The following is a 16838-nucleotide window of genomic DNA, read 5'->3' on the forward strand; positions in this document are numbered from 1 at the left end:
TCACCCGTGCGCACGGTCGTCGCTCCCCGCCCCCGCTCCGTCGGCCTTCCCGGTCTCCTCCGCCCGCCCGGCCTCCAACTCGGCCAGCAGCGCCCGGGCGTGCTCGTCCGGGAACAGCCCTTCGCGGGCGACGCAGGCCCGCAGTTCCTCCTCGGAGAGCGGGTGGACGTCCCAGTACCGGCCCCAGTTGTTCACGTAGACCGAGGCCGCCGAGCGGTCGAACTCGTCCAGGGCGTGCTGGGCTCCGGTCATCACCTCGTGGAAGCTGTGGTGGCCCACACCCACCAGGATGCTCACCAGTCCGGACCTGATGAGACCGAGATCCACGGGCACGCCCGCGAGCCGGGTGAGCCGGGCCACGTGCGTGATGATCCGGTAGGCGCTGCCCGAAGTGCCGGTCAGCACCAGGCCACCGGAGTCCTCGGAACGCGCCTGGTAGTCCGCGGCCATCGGCAGCGTGTGCGTCAGTCCGGCGGGCGACCAGAGCAGGGTCCCTTCCCGGACCGCCAGGCGCCGCTCGGCCGGGCTCAGTGCGGGCCAGACCTCGTGGGGCCGCAGCGGTGTCCGCAGAAGCGCGTCCAGCTCGTCCATCTCCTGTTCCTCGTCCTCGGGGTCCAGGCCCGCCGCGAGGAGTTCGGCACGCTCGCGCTCGTAACGCTTGAGCTGCTCGCTCCGGTGCCGGTCACGGCGCTCCAGCCCGATCACCGGATGCTGCGGCTCGACACCTCCCATCAGGTACGGGACGAGGTCCCTCGCCACGCCGTTGAACAGGAACGTCACCCGTTCACGCAGGTTGCCGGACTCCACGACTCTCGCGAGTTTCTCGTACGAGGTCCCGACGGCTCCGGCGTCCTCGCCGCTTCTGCTGCCGAACTGCCGGTAGTCCGTGCGGTTGTGCAGGGCGATCGCCCAGAACGCCCGCACGACCTTGCCGAACTCGTCGTTGACCTGCTGGCTGTCTCCCAGGTACGCGGCGAGCCGCTGCTCGAAGTACAGGGCTTCCTGCGCGTAGCGGACGCGGGCCAGGGCCCAGGGGGGCGCGTCGAGTTGCCCGGCCTGCTCGTCGGGCTCCGAGGAGTCATCCCGCTCGGTGCCTCCTCGGGAGTTCCCGGGCACCGGGGTGCCCTCACGGTCCGTGGACGGTTCCCGCCTTCGCGGCAACGGATCGTCGTCCGAGTCGGAGTCGTCGTCCCTCGACAACAACGGCCGCGGATCGTCGTCCGGGTCCGGATCCAGGGACGGGGCCGGGAACGACTCGAGCACCGGGCCGGCGAAGTCCGCGTCCACGACGGGCGCCCCGGCGCTTCCGGTGTGCGGCGCGAAGTACGGGTTGGGGACGTACGGTCCGACCGGCATGCCGTACGCCATCGGTTGCGCGCCACGGATGTACCGGCGGTGGATGCCCCCGGGGAAGAGCACCTCCTCCTGGTCGGGGAAGGGCGAGGCCAGCCCCAGAGTGGCGTTCACGTCGATGCCGCCAGGTACCTGCATGTCGTAGCGCCAGCGGTAACGGCGGTGCAGCGCGTCCGCACCCATCGGGTTCGCGCGGGCGCTGTCGCGCACGTAGTCACGGTTCGCGGTCGCGCTCGCGAAGACGGTGTCCGGAACCAGGGCGCTGCCGCCGTAGACGTGGTCGACGAGGTGCACCATCTCGGGCCCGTACGGCTTGAGCCCCTCGCGGAAGACCTGCTCGGGACCGTCAGGACTGAAGCGGAACAGCGGGCCCTCGTGGTCACGCCACAGCGCGTCGGGGAGCGTGCTGCCTGCCAGCGCGGCCGGGTCGGCCGCGACGACGGCCGGGTCGACGGGTGGGGTCGGGCTCACCGGTCCGGTGGCGGGCCAGCCGACAGGTACGGGCTCGGCACCCCCGTCCGTCAACAGACGGGAAGAGGCGACGAGTCCACGACCGGGCAGGTACCAGTCCCAGGCCGGACCCTTGGAGTACACCCGCCCGGCCATGTCCGTGACACCACCGGCGGACGGGCCGTCCGGGTTGTACTCGCCGCGCAGTCCGAGCGACGGAATCTCGGCCACGAACACGTGGAGGTCCGGATCGTCCTGGCCGTAACCCCACACGGTGTGCCGGTCGGTGGTGACGGCCACGGGGAACGCCTCCAGCGTCTCCTCGTACCGCCCGTCGAACTGCCCGTCCGCCGAATAGGGCAGGGCCTGCTGCCCCGCCGAGGCCGTGCCGGCGGCGGGCGCGGTGCCGGCGCTCCACTCAGCGGTCCCCGCGGTGTTCCCCGTCCCCGGAGCGACGGACGGATCGGCGGACGGCATCCGTGGGACGGTCCGGTGCCAGACGCCGGGCCGCTCCGCGTCCGCAGCGAGAACCGTCACGACGCCCGGTCGGGTCGTGCCTCCCTCGGACACCGTGAGCGCGCCGTCGTAGCTCCATACGGTCCGGTCGTTCGTGAGGGAGAAGCCCTGCTGTGCGCGCAGCTCCCCCGTTCCGATACCGGGCACCAGCAGGGCAAGGGGGCGGTGATGGTCGATCAGCGGCAGCTCCGGGTCGGATTCCAGCAGGGCGAAAAACTCCTGTGAGGTGACCTGCACGGTGCCGCCCGGCAGCCGCAGGACCACCGCACCGGCGTCGGTCGTGTCCGCGTACACGAAGTACGGAGCGGCGGCGCCCTGCTGGGTCCATGGGGCGAACTCCAGCGAGCCGGTGTTCCCCGCGGCGCCGGTCCTGTCGGCGTACAGGCGGGAGGGCTCCAGCCCGCCGGGGGTCGGCGTGGGCCCCCAGTTGCGGCCCTGGAGGAGGCCGCCGGGCGTGCGGACGCGGCCCTCGTCGGCGAACGCCCCCAGCGTCTCCAGATGGAAGACGGCGAGTTCACCCGGGTGGCCGGAGTTCCGCCCGGTGGCGAAGGCCTGTTCGGTCAGCTCCCTCAGCCGGGCCTCCGTGGACGCGTCCCACCCGGCCTCGGCGGGCAGGTGGAGCGCCGCACGCCCCAGTTCCTCCCGTCGCGCGGGTGTCCTGGCGTCCAGCAGCTGTGAGGCGCCGGTCATCGCCCACAGTGCGCGGGCGTACTCACGCGGCGTGAGTGGACCGGCGGGCATCCGCAGCACCGCCCGCACTGCGGCGTCGCCACCTGAGGCGATCCTGTCCAACGCGGACCGCAGCGCGGGCGCGTCCCAGGCGTCGGTGAGCGCCACGTCCCGGGGTGCGGCCAGGGCGCTGTCGAGCACGGCCTCGAAGTCGGCCGGCCCCGGGTCGTCCCCGTCGGGAGGCGACGCGAGGAGCTGCCACAGCTCCATGCGCAGCGGGGTGAGCGCGCTCAGCGCCGGGTCGTTCGCCCGCAGCGTCTCCAGTGCGCCGATCCCGCGCAGCAGCCGCTCGTAACGGCCGCCAGGCACACCCCTGTCGGCCTCCACCTCGTTGCCGAAGACCTGCTTCAGCGCCCGTACCAGCCTCAGGGCGCGCGGCCCCTCGTCGTCCCAGGCGGGAAGGCCCGTGGGATGCGGGAGGGGGCGCAGGCCGGCGGCCTCGCTCAACTCCGCCGTCGAGTGCACCGGTTCGGGCAGGAACGTCTCCATGCGTGCCAGGGTGCCGTCGGGCGTCGCCGCGAGCAGCCGCGTGGTGTCGTTGTAGCCGGTCCTTCCGGTGGCGGCGGTGGTGGTGCGCCCGCTGCTGTTGGCGGCGTGCTGCGCGAGCGCGACCTCCTCCAAGGGGTCCTCGACGAGCGGCGCGGGCCTGATGAGGGACTGCGGGCGCAGCGGGTCACCCGCCACGGCGCCGTAGCAGCTGGCGACGTGCAGTTCGTCCCCGGCCGCCCGCTCGACCACCTCGGGCAGCCCGCCGATGTAGCGTCCGCCGTCCTCGGCTCCGAGCAGCAGCACCCGGCCGTCCTTGCCGGCCAGCTTCAGCCCGCCGGGTACGCCGTGGGCGTGGAAGGTGTAGACCGACGCCTCGGGGTCCGGGGCGGTCTCCTCGGTGGCGACCGTGTGGAAGGTGTCGCCGAGGCGGAGGACGTGCGCGCGTTCCCGCATGCCCCGGTACAGCCTCAGCCGCCGCTCGCGCAGCCGCCTGCGGCCGTCGTCGGGCATCGACTCCCGGCCCTCGAAGCGGTGGTCCGCCCCCACCAGCGGGCGGGTGTCCACGTCGCTGTCCCGGAACCGGGTTCCGTCCACGGTGACCCATTCGCGGTCCACGGACTGCCCGTTCGCGGCCGACGGCGGATCGAAGGGCACCCAGTCGCCGTACGCGTCGCCGGGGTCGGAGTCGACGAGCGACAGCACGTGGGCGGTCGGCCCGGCGGCCGTGTGGGGCTCGGTCTCGGGCTCCATGAGGCGTCCGTCGCCGCTGGGCGCCCAGACCCTGCGGCCCAGCCGCTCCGCTACGGCCCGTGCCAGCTGGCCGTACTGGGCGCCCGCGTACGGGCTCGCCAGCACGACCGGGACGTCGAGCGGCAGCGACGCGAGTACGGGATCGGCTGCCAGCAGGTCGGCCACCGCCTGCGGGCCCAGGTCCCTGCCGTCGGCGAACAGCGCCTCGCCGTAGCCGCCCTCGGCCGCCACCACGTAGGCGCCTTCCCTCCAAGGGGCGGCCTCCTCGGAGACCCTCCGCAGCTCACCGCCCCGCTGTTCGTGAAGCTGGATCCGCGTGGCGTCGACGCTGCTGATGCCGGATCCGGTCCAGTCGCGCCCGCGCGGAGCGCCCTGGGTGTCGCTCATCAGCGTGTCGCCGGACAACAGCGGGTCCAAGGCCGCATCGACGGCTCCCACGGGCGGAAGCGAGTCCGTGGACGACGACCCGGACGTGTCCGAGGAGGAGACGGGTGAGGCCGGGGCAGACGCCGTGTCGGTCCCCGGGGCGAAGGCCCAGTCGGGGTCGGACGGCGACGTGAGTGGCGTCAGGGAGCTCCGGGGCCCGTTGTCCGCGGCCGGGTCCGGGTGCGTGGCGCCCCGTCCGGTGGACCGGGGCACCGGCGCGGGGAGCGGGCGGGGCGCGTCCTTGGGCGCGGCGTGCTGGACCGGGCGCGCCTGGTGCCAGACGCCGCCCCCCGGCACACCCCCCATGACGGCCGAGTGGTGCATGGTCAGCACCGGCTGCCCGGAGTCCCCGGTGCCGGACAGGTCCGCCGGGAAGTCGGTCCACCACACGGTGCGGCCCAGCCGCTGGGCGAGCCGCTCGGCCACGTCGCCCGCGTCGGCGGGCGGTCCGGTGAACGCCAGGACGAGGGGGGTGGTCAGTTCCCTGCGTGTGAGCATGGGGTCGTGCGCGAGCAGCTCCACGAACTCGCGGGTGGGCACGGCGGCCGACTCGCCGTCGTAGGTCAGCCGGAGGAGCTCCGGGTCGGACGCGTCGGGGGCGACCCGTACCAGGAACGGGACCCGCGTGCGCCCGCCCTGCGTCCACGGCGCGTCCGCCAATACGGCGAAGGTGCGGAACTGTGCCAGGTCCACGTACGACTGCGGCTGTCCGCCGGTGAAGTCGCGGCCGAGCCCGCGGGCGGCGCCCTGCACCGTGCGCAGACCGGACGTGGCGTACACCCTGGCCTCGTCCAGGTCGTGCACCGCCGCCACGTCGGGGTCGGACGCCTGGCGGCCCACCGCGAAGGCGCGCGTGAGCAGGTCGAGTGCTTCCCCGAGTTCGTCGGGGCCCGGCCGTGCGCCGGGCGTCAGATGGAGGACCTGCGCGACGAACGCGTCCCGGTCCGGGCCCGGGGTGTCCAGCGTCTCCTCGGCCTTGACCCGGGCCCAGAAGATGCGCGACCGCTCGGGCTCCCCGACCGCGTCCTCGTCGATGTCCAGGGCGGTGGCCGCCTCCTCCTCGGGGTCGGCGTCCCGCATCCACCGGGCGGCCGCCTCCACGGCGGGGAGGTCCACGAAGCCCACCAGCTGGTCGCCGGGCCACATCCTCCACTGCTCGGCCGCGGCGGCCAGTACACGTCGGGTGACGTCCTGGTCCACACCGGACGCGGCGTCGGGGTGCGCCTCGACCACCCGGCGCAGGAGGTCCAGCGTGAACGGGCCGGCGGTGTCGAAGTCGGAGTCCGCACGCCACATGTGGTCGACCGCCGCCGCGCCGCGCAGCAGGCCGTCGTAGTCGGGCGCGTCGTCCACGTCGTGCCCGAAGGTGAGCCGCAGTGCCCGCACCAGGCGCAGCGTCCTCTCGCGCGTCTCCTCCGTGACGGGTCCGTCGGCCGGGCCGAATCCGGCGGCCTCGGCCAGGCGGTCCAGTCCGGGGCCCGCGGGCTCCGGCCGGAACAGGTCCCAGGCCCTGTGGCGCCCCTGCGCGTCGGCGAACAGCGTGCGCGTGTAACGGCCGTTGTCCGACTTCGTCCCCTGCGAGCTGTAGGCCAGGCGAACGGTGCGTCCCGTGGAGTTCGCCACGTGCTGTCCCATGGACACGTCGCGCAGCGGGTCGGGAACGAACGGGCCGGGGAAGGCGTCGCCCGCGGTGTTCGGGGCTGGCACGGCGCTGTCCTTGGGCGCTCCGCTCCAGCAGACCACGAGGTCGACCCAGTGGTTCTCGGGCAGGCTCGCCAGGCTCTTGCGGCGCTTGAGCCACGGCCCGGCCTCCCGCTCGTCGACCCGCCTGACGGTGCCGTCCCGCAGCGCCAGTTGGAGGGCGCCGGGTTCGCCGTGCATGTCCAGGCGGTAGGCGGTGTCCTCCGGGCCCGGACGCGGCAGGTCGTACTCCTGGGACATGCCGTCCGTGGCCGGGTAGTGGTGCACGAACGTCGTCATCCGGTCGAGCCGGCGGCCCTCGTCCTCGAAGTGCTTCGCGTACTCGGCGGGGTGGTGCGAGGCACGGCCGATCTGCTTCCCGCTCAGCGAGCTGACGATGGGCCGGGTCACCACGTCGCGGTGCCAGTCCGGTGCCTCGTCGTCGGGGTCGGGCGCCAGGCCGGGCTCGCTCGCGATCCAGTCGCCCTGGGGGACGCCGGAACGGCGGACGGTGTCGATGGTGCTCGCCGCGCCGGGGGCCGAGCTGAGCATCGCCTCGCCGCTGTGTGCCCAGACCGTCAGGCCGGTGCGGTCGGCAAGCTTGCGCGGCAGGTCGAGGTAGCCGTCCCCGGCGAAGGGGATCGCCAGCACGATCGGGGTGCCCCGCGTGAGTCCTTCCCTTGCCACGTCGGCCGCGACGAGTTCCACGAACTCGTCGACGCCCAGTTCGACCGTCGAGTCGTCCGGCAGCCGTGCGTCCACCTGGTCGTGCCCACCGTCGGCGGCCACGACGTACGGGGTCGTGCCCTGCGGCCAGGGTGCCGGGGCAGTGCCGAGGACGTCGTACGTGCCGGACGCCGCGTCCTCCAGTACGTCGCCCCGGGCGGTGTCCAGCTCGGCGACGGCGTCGTCGTCCCAGTTGAGGCCCGGTACGCGGCGTCCCTGGACGGTGAAGTGGCGGGCGCGGCCCGGCGCCAGCACGCCCAGCTCGGTGAGGTGGAAGGCCCCCAGTGCGGCGAGGCTCGTCGCCGCGCCCGCCGCCGTGGCCCGTTCCACCAGCGCGAACAGTTCCGCGCGAAGGTCCGGTCCGGCGCTCGCGTCGGAGTCCAGGTGCAGTACGCGGCGGGCGAGCGCGTCCACGTCCAGCGGACGGTCGCGCAGCGAGGGCTCCCGGCGGCGCAGGGTGTCCAGCGTCTGCACGGCTGCCGCGTCCGGCGACTGGGAGATGCCGATCGTGGCCTGCCGGCCGAGTGCGGCCCGGGTCACACCGTCGAGCGCCCCCGTGCCCACCCAGTCACCGGGGACCCGTGTCAGGCTCTTCGCCCCGATCGAGAAGTCCCCGGCGGTCAGACGTGGTTCGCCGGCGGGACCGTCCTTCTGGAGGTCGTCGAGCGCACGGGCCAGCAGCCGCTCGAACAGGGTGCGGGCGGCCTGCGCGCGCCGCCTGGCCGCCGAGGCCTGCTCGCTGACGTGCGAGGAGTTGTCCGTCCGGCGCGCGTCGGCGCCGTAACCGGTGACGGTGATGCGCGGCAGCGCCGCGCCGGCCCGCCGGTTGCGCAGCCCGGCGGCGGCCACCTGGGACGCCAGCCGGCGCAGGGTGTCCGCACCCTGCGCCGAGGGGGCCGTCTCCCCGGGCCCGTACGCCACCAGGGCGCGCGTCGGCAGGACGGGCAGCGGCCGGGCCGCCTGCGGAGCGGCCGGGGCCGTGTACACCGGTGTGGTGAGCGTCGGCACCGAGGTCATCTCCACGCCCTGCATGGGGTCTCCGGCCGAGGAGCGGGCCTTCACGGTGGAGGTCGCTGCTGCCGTGGAGCTCTCCCCGGACGAGGGCGCCGCGGGCAGCGGCCGCTCGACGGCACGCGGGCCCTCCTGGGTCCCGGCCCGGTCGACGGGCCGGGCCTCCCGCCAGTCGGCGACCGTCGGGCTGGTCAGGGTCAGCAGCGAGTCGACGAGCGTGGGCACCGCGACGCCTGCGTCGTCCCTGCCGGACAGATCCGCCGGGAACGGGCTCCACCACACTCCGCGGCCCAGCCGCTGGGCGATCACCTCCGCGACGCCGGGGGCCGGGCCGCCGAGTCCGGTCAGCATGAGGAGGACGGGGACGGTCAGCTCCTTTCGATTCAACTCCGCGTCTGCGGCGAGCAGTTCGGCGAACTCCGCGGCAGTCACCTCGTAGGTGGCACCGTCGAAGCTCACCTGGACGCGGCCGTCGTCCTGGAAGCCCACGTCCGCCAGGACCAGGTGCGGGACGGGCTTGTCCTTGCCGTACACGTCCTGCCCGGCCCACGGGGCGTCGGTGAGTCCGCCCGGTGTCCGGAATTCGGCCAGTGCGGGCCGGGGTGCCGACAGGTCCGCCCAGTCCCGGCCGCCGCCCGTGGCGGACCCCATGGTCGTGGCCACCGAGGACCGGCCGAAGGCGCCGCGCACCTCCAGGTCGTACGCGGCGGCCACGTCCGGATCGGTCATGTTCCGGCCCGCGGCGAACCCGCGGGTCAGCACCGTCAGCGCCTCCTCGCGCAGTGTGCCGTTCACCTCGGTGCCGGGGTCGAGGTGCCGGATCCTCGCGGTGAGGGCGTCGGCGTCGGGGCCGGCCAGGGTCTCCTCGGCCTTGACGCGCGCCCAGAACATCCGCGCCCGCTCGGCGTCGCCCACGTCGTCGGGCCCGGAGAGGCCCAAGGCGGCGACGGCCGCCTCGTCCACCGCCACGGTGTCCTGCAGCCACCGTGCGGCGGAGTGCAGCACCGGCAGGGCGACGAACCCGCTGACCGGCAGGGAGGGTCCGTCCTGCCAGGCCTGTGCTGCCGCGGCCAGTACGCGGCGGGTGGCCTGACGGTCCACTCCGGAAGCGGCCTCCGCGTGGGCGGCGATCACCCGACGCAGCAGGTCCGGCGAGAACGGGCCGGTCCCGGCCAGATACGGATCGGAGTGCCACATGCGGGCGAGCGCATCGGCTCCGCGGATGAGGGTCGCGAAGTCGGCGTCGTCCTCCACGTCGTGGCCCAGGAGCAGCTTCAGGGCCCGTACCAGACGCAGTAGTTGGGCCCGGCTCCCCGGCGAGGGTTCACCCCTGAACCCGGCCGTCGCCGCCAGCCGGTCCAGCTCGGCCTCGTCGGGCTCCGGACGGCTGGTGTCCCACCACCACTGCTGCCCGCTCGCGTCGGTGAACAGCACCCGCACGGGGTCGTCCTGGTAGGTGAAGACCCCCTGCAGGGCGTGGGACAGCCGGACGGTGCGCCTGGTGACGTTCGCCAGGTGCTGTCCCAGGGACAGGGCGTCGTCCGAGAGCGGATCGGCGGCGAACGGCACGGGGAAGGAATCACCGACCTGCGAGAGGTCCTGCACGGCGCTGTCCTGCGGGGCCGAGGAGTAGCAGACCACCATGTCGATCCAGTGGTCGGCGGGCAGGCTCGACAGGCTCTTGCGGCGCCGCAGCCACTCCCCCGCCTCGTGCCGGCCGGCCGTCCTCGACCCGCCGTCGGCCAGGGGCAGCATCAGGCTGCCGGGCAGCCCGTGGCCCGCCAGGTGGTACGCCTTGTCCTTCGGTCCGGGGTCGGCCAGCGGGAGCTTGGCGGAGTACGTACCGGTGGCGCGGTTGAAGTGGACGTACAGCGTCATCTGGTCGAGACGGTTGAAGTTGTCCTCGCGCGACGACTCGGTGAGCTCGCCGGGGTGGTGCAGACTGCGGCCGATCTGCTGCCCGGTGCGCGCGCTCACGATGGGCTGGGACAGCACGTCGCGATGCCAGGCCGGGGCGCTGTCGTCCGCGTCGGGCACCAGGCCGGGCCGGACCGGGACCCACGAACCGTGGGGCATCCCGTCCCGCTGGATCACGGCGACGGTGTTCACCGCCGCCGGATCGGGGTTGCGGCGAGCCAGGCCGCTGTGCGCCCACACCGTGCGGCCGGTGCGCTCCGCGAGCTTGCGCGGCAGTTCCAGATACCGGTCGCCCGCGAACGGGACGGCCAGCACGATCGGGGCCACGGCCGGCATGCCCTGCAACGCCGGGTCGGCGGCGACCAGTTCGGTGAACTCGTCGACATCGAGATCCCGCGTCGTTCCGTCGGGCAGCAGCGCCGTCACCGTGTCGTGGCTGCCCTCCGCGAGGACGGTGTACGGGGTCATGTCCCACGCCCAGGGGGCGAAACCCGTCAGTCCGCTCGGAGCGAGTCCGCCCGCCTGGTCCTCCTTGAGGTCATCGACGAAGAGGCCTTCCATTTCGGCGACGCCGGCCCCGGCCCAGTTCAGGCCCGCCACCCGGCTGCCTCCGATGGTGACGTACCGGGCGCGGTCCGGGGCGAGTACGCCCTCCTCCTCCAGGGCGAACGCCGTGAGGGAGGCCAGGCTGCCCGCCCGCCCGGCCGCGATCGCCCGCTCGACCGTCGTGTACAGGGCCCGGTGCATCTCCGGGTCGACGAGCACGGACGGGCCGAGGCGGCGGACGCGCCGGGTGACGGCGTCCATGTCGAACTCCCCGGCGCGCAGCGCGCTGTCGTCGCGGCGCAGCGCGTCCAAGGTCTCGACCGCCGCCGCGTGCCCCGGCGAGGTGAGGGCGATGGTGGCCTGCCGGCCGAGGTCCGGGCGGCTCACCGCGTCGGACATCGCAGCGGTGCCGTTCCGGCCGGGCAGACGCGCACGGCCGCGCGACGTGATCTTGAAGTCCCTCGCGGACAGTCGTGTCCGCCCTTCCGGCAGGTTCGTCTGGAGGGTGCTCAGCGCGTCGTCGAGCTTCCGGACGAACAGGTCACGCGCGGTCCGCGCGCGCCGGTCACCCCTCTGCCGGGCGGCCTGTTCCCGCTGCTGCGCGGTGCCGGCCTGGCGGGCGTCGGCACCGTACCCGGCGATATCGATCTTCGGGAGCGCTACCCGCGTACGCAGATTGCGCAGACCGGCAGCCGCCACCTGGAACGCCAGCCGTTCGACGCTCTCCTCCGCGCCGGCCGAGGGGCGTGTCTCCCCTTGGGTGTACGTCACGAGACTCAGCCGGGGCAGGGGAGCGAGCGGCCGAGCGGTCGCGGCGGTCACCGGCGCGGCGAACACCGGCCGGCCGGGAACCGTGTCCAGCGTCGTCATGTCCGGGCCGGTGGGCTCCAGACCGGTCATGTCGACGTCGGTGTCCGGACCCGTCAGGCCCGGGTCGGCAAGGCCTGTTCCGGTCGGACCGAAGTCGAAGTCGAAGTCGAAGTCTCCGGTGTCAAGGTCGTTCCAGGCCGAGATGTCGAAGTCACCGAGGTCGATCGGGCCCAGATCGATGTCGTCCACCATCGACAGGTCGAAGTCGGTCATGGCGGCGTCGGTCCCCGACTGCGCCGCCGGCACCGGATCCGTGGCGGGCGCGGTGGCCGGGCCCGGTTCGGCGGCGGCCGCGGTCCATCGCTGCCGCAGGCCCAGGCCGGAACGGAGGGTGTCGGCCAGTTCCGTGGCGGAGGCCGGTGCGGCCCCTGGGCCGGCCCCTTCTTCCAGCAGGTGACCTGCGACCCGGCGTACCGCGTCGCGGAAACCGTCACCGGCATACCGGGAGTCGGCGAGGACCTCGTGCGGCTCCGCCGGCAGCACCAGGGATACCGCGGCGTCCCAGGCACGGGTGATGACGCTCCCGTCCGTCCCCTCGGGTGCCGAGTCCGCGAAGCGGGCGTACGCCTGCGCCCACAGCCGCCGCGACGCGCTCGCGGCCACCGCGTCCAGGGTGTCCGTCCAGGGGCCGGGCCTCGCCATCCGCACCCGGGCCAGGTCCAGCGGCGACAGCGCGCCCGCGGGCAGCCGGTCGTCGCCGCGCAGCATCATCTCGGTCCGCTGGCCGACGGAGGGTGTGACGCCCGCGGCGCCCATCTCCTGCAGGCCGACGGTCTCCTCCGCGGCGGGCCGCGCCGGGAGGGGCGGCAGGTCGGCCTCGGTCACCTGCTCCGAGATCCAACGCCGTTCTCCGGCGTCCCTCGGGACGGCCGGGCCCGTGGCGGCGGCGTCGGCCCCTTCGCGCGCCGCGCCCAGAGCCTCCGGAGCCACGCCCAGGCTCCACAGCCGGGCCTCGGCGTCCTCCAGCCGGCGGCGGGCCTCGTCGACCCCGGCCCAGGCGTCCGCCACCGCCGTCTCGTCACCGCTGACCCGCTCCGTCGTCGTGGCTTCGGCGGCTGCCTCGCCGAGCGCGGTCAGCGCCTGCGCGTGCGCGTCCCAGGCGGCGTCGAGGTCCGTGGTGGGGTCGGCCGCAACGGCCGTACGGGAGGATCGCGCGTTGGACGCCGTGGCCGTGGTGCCGGAGCTGTCGCCCTGGTTGGCCATGGTCCTCCCCCAGCCGCCCGCCGTGGCCGGCTGTCCGTCCGGGCCAGGCAGTACCGCGACGGTGTACGTACCGGTCGCCGGGTCGTGGTGGAGCGTGGTGGCGCCGTCGGTGGCCCACCAGTTCCGGGCCGAGTTCCGGGCGCCCTCACCCGGGAGGCTGCCCTCGACAGGCCTGCCGCCGGGAGGCCTGCCGTGCGGCACCACGGCGATGACCTCGGCGTATCCGTTCTCGTTCAGCAGATCCGGGTCCCTGAAGACCAGTTCGCCGAACTCGGCGGGCGTTACCGGTCCCTGCATCCGCAGACCGCCGGCGTCCCCGTCGGCGACGTACACGAAGGGCCTCGGGCGGTGCGGGTCGGCCGTCCAGGGCGCGGGCTCGGTGCCGACGGGCACGAGCGAGCCGTCCGGCGCGTACCCGAGCAGGGTCACGACAGTGTGGTCGAACGTGCCCTGTGGCCGGGACGTGCCGTCCAGCGCCCTGCCCCAGGCGTCGCCGTCGTCGTCTGCCAGAAGCCGGTCGGACTCCAGCGCGCCCTGCTGCTCCAGGTGGTAGGCGGCCAGCTCGCTCAGCTGCCACGGGTCGCGGCCTGCGGCCGCAGCCTGCCGTGCCACGAGGACCGCTTCGCCGAACCGCGCCGGGTCGGGGGCGGGCAGGTGCAGTACCGCGGCGGCGAACGCGCCCTGATCGGTCCGACCTGTCACCAGCGCGACCTTGAACGACGCCCACAGCAGCCGTGACCACTCGGACTCGCCCACCGGCGCCGAGACGTCGAGCCCCAGGACGCGGCGGGCGACGTCCTCGCGGTGCGGTGCGGCGGCGAGGTCCGCCAGCATGTGGACCAGGTGCGGCAGCGCGATCCAGTCGGTCAGGGGGCCGCGCGACCCGGCGTCCCAGCGCCGCGCCGCCTCCGCCAGCAGGCTCCGGTGGCCGTCCGGCGTGAACTGCGGGGCCTGTCCCTGCGGGAGCCCGCCCGCGAGGTACCGGGTCACGATCTGTCCGTACAGGTCAAGGGTGAACTCGCGCGCACCGTCGCGGTTCAGGCCCGGATCGGCCTGGTGCATCCGGTCCAGCGCGCCGATGCCGCGCAGGAGTACCGGGTACTCCGGGCTGTCGTCCACCGTGGTGCCGAAGATCTGGCGCAGCGCCCGGACCAGCCGCAGGGTCCGCTCCCGCGCCGCCTCGGGGGCGGGGCCGGGCCCGTGGTGCAGTCCGGCGTCGCGGGCCCTACGGTCAAGGGCGTCCCCGGCCGGTTCGGGCGTGAACATGACCCACGGGTAGGTGCGGCCGCGCGCGTCGGTCTGGAGGGCGATGTAGGCGTCCTGAGTGCCGTCCTTCGGCTGGACCGCGGCGTTCATCAGGGTGGTGGCGAACACCGTGCGGCCCGTCTCGTTGGCCGTGTGCTGGCCGACCGCGAGGGCCGAGAGCGGGTCGGGCACGAACGGCGGCGCGCCGACGATGTGGAACCCGGGCGTCTCGCCGATGCCGGGGGGCGCCGCCGCGTAGCAGACGAGCAGCGCCACGGGGTGTTCGGGGGCGAGCGAGACCAGGCTGCGGCGGCGGGCGAGCCTGCGGGCGAACTGGGGTCCGTCGTCCGTCCGTTCCCCCTCGGGGGTGTGCCAGGTGACGGAGCCCGGCAGACCGTGGTTGTTGGGGAAGTACGGTGCCGGCAGGCCGAGCGCGGTCCACGGCACGGGGGCGGTGGGGCCCTTGAGGTCGTAGGCGGTGCGCTGGTGGGTGTAGGTCGTGACCGTCCCCAGCCGGCTGTGCGTCATCGTCCGCCGCCAGCCACCGTCTTCCGAATCGGCGAGGTCCATCGAGATGTAGCCCGTGGACCGGTTGCCGTGATGGGCGATGGAGAGGGCACTGACCTGAACGTCGTCCGCGCCGACGGCCGGGATGGGCGCCGTGGCGGGCGTGTTGGAGAACCACTGGCCACGGGGCGCCTGCCGCTCCTCGTCCAGCAGCAGGACCACCGAGCGGTCCGGGGCGCCCGGGAGGCGCCCGATCCCTGACCGGCCGGTGGTGGCCCACACCTCGCGGCCGAGCCGGTCGGCGAGCCCGCGCGGCAGGTCCAGGGACGCGGCGGTGGGCCGGGCGACGTGGAGCAGCAGGGGCCCCGGCCGGCCCGTCAGGTTCCGGTCGAGGGCCATCAGCTCGTGGAAGACCTCGGGCGTCACGGGGCGCGCGAAACCTCCGAGCCCACGGACCACGACCGCGTCGGACCGGCCGCCGACCATCACGAGGTACGGGTCGGGGTCGCCCTGGGCGGGGAGCCAGGGCGCGGTCTCGGGTTCGCTGTGGCCGGTCGCACCGTCGGGGGTGCGCGAGATCCGGCCGGTGGTGCCGGGATCGAAGTCGGCCGGCAGGGGCTGGCCGAGCCAGTTCCAGCCGCGCGGGCGGCCCTGGGCGTCATTGATCCTGAAGTCGGCGTGGAACGCGCCGCGTTGCGCGAGGTAGGCGGCGGACAGGGCGGGAAGGGTGCCGGCGCCGGCGGCGAACGGGGCCGTCACCAGCCGTACGAGGGCGCCGCGCGCCGACGCGTTCACCGTGTCGGAGGGGTCGAGCAGCAGCACCCGGCGGACCAGGGCGTCCAGGTCCAGGAAACCGCCGCGCAGCTGCGGGTCCGCCGACCGCAGCCGGTCCAGCCGCTCCAGCGCCTCGGCGGTCCGGTCCCGGTCGACGGCGTTGAGGGCGCCCAGGCCGTGCAGCGCGTCCAGGACCGCTTCGCGGTGCCGCTCCGCGTCGTCGGGCGAGACGTCCTGGGGCATGGCGGCGGTGCCCTGACCGGTGGCGGGGGTGCCGGACGCGTTCGGCATCTGCGGGGCCGGACGGTTCGGTTCGGTGGCGACGGGCCGCGTGTGGATCGGGCGGTGCGGGAGCACGGTGCGGCTGCTGCTCCCGCCCTCGCGCGTCACGGTGCCCGTGACGCGCCCCGGCTCCAGCTCGTCCAGCAGCGCCTGGGCGTGCTCGTCGGGGAAGAGCCCGTCCCGCGCGACGTTCTCCCGCAGCTCAGCCTCGTCGAGCGGGTAGATGTTCCAGTACCGGCCCCAGTTGTCCGTGTAGTCGAGGGCCGGGTCGTGACCGGGCACGTCGTTCAGTGCCAGCTGGGCGCCGCGCATCACCTCGTGGGCGGTGTGATGGCCCACCGTCAGCGAGATGGCCAGCATCCCGGCCCGGATCAGCCCGAGGTCCAGGTCGAGGCCCCACTGGTCCCGCATGCGGGCGGCGTGCAGCATGAAGCGGTACGTGGACCCGGCGGTGCCGGTCGCGACCAGGCCGCCGGAGTCCTCGGAACGCCCCTGGAAGTCGGAACTCATCGCGAGGTCGTACACCGTCGTCGCCGGCACCCAGGTCAACCCGGCCTCGTCGACCGCGATCCGTCGCTCCGCCTCGCTCAGCGGAGGACGCGCGTCCTCCGGACGTGCCGGATTCGCCACGGGATGCGGAAGTTCCCTGACCGCCGCCGCCTTCTCGGCAGGGGGCATGTCCGACGCCTGGATCTCCATGGCGCGCCGCATGTACGCGGCGTAGACCTCCCGCTCACGTCGGCTCGGCCGCTCCTCGGCGATCTCCGGATGCTGCTCCTCGCGACCGCCGAGCATCTCCGGCACGAGATCGTTGGAGATCCCCTCGTACAGGAACGCCACCAGCTCCCGCAGGTTGCCGTTCCTCAGCACCCCCTGGAGAGCCGCGCGGGAGGTGCCGACGGCGCCCGCCTTGAACTTGCTGGTGTCGCCGAACGTCGCCAGGGCGCGCGGATACTGCTGGCGCGCCTTCGTCCACGCCGCGGTCGCCATCTTCCGGTACTCGGCGGTGACCGCCTCGTGTTCGGCCAGGTACTCGCCCAGCTTCCTGTCGAAGGCCTCGGACTCCTCGGCGTACCGGATGCGGGCCAGGACCCACGGAGGTGCCCCGCTGTTCCTGCGTTCCGGGTCCGGCTGTGCGGAGCGGTCCGGCGGCCGGGAAACGGCGCGCTCGGGGAGGGGCGGGGGCTCGGCGGGCGCGGGTCCGGAGGGCCGCGTGGGGGCGGGCCCCTCGGAGCGGGCCGGTTCCCCTGCGGGCGTGGCGGGTTCCGACGTCCCCGGCGGGACCAGGCGGTGATCGTCGATCTCGATCGTCACCGTGCGCCCCTGGGCCGGGTCGGTGGCGCTGCGCACCCGCTTGGCGGCCT

1 protein-coding gene (cut by a window edge) is annotated in these 16838 nt (G+C 74.4%); it reads right to left on the minus strand.

The features are described from left to right. A protein-coding gene (locus ACHFIV_RS15080; protein WP_398968161.1) for a lonely Cys domain-containing protein crosses the window boundary here: on the minus strand, positions 1–16838 show its 3' portion. It continues 21496 nt past the right edge of the window; 16838 of the gene's 38334 nt are visible here — the last part of the coding sequence; the start codon falls outside the window, past its right edge; it ends in the stop codon at positions 1–3.

Origin of the sequence: Streptomyces sp. ALB3 (assembly GCF_044385685.1) — a bacterium.
GTDB lineage: Bacteria > Actinomycetota > Actinomycetes > Streptomycetales > Streptomycetaceae > Streptomyces.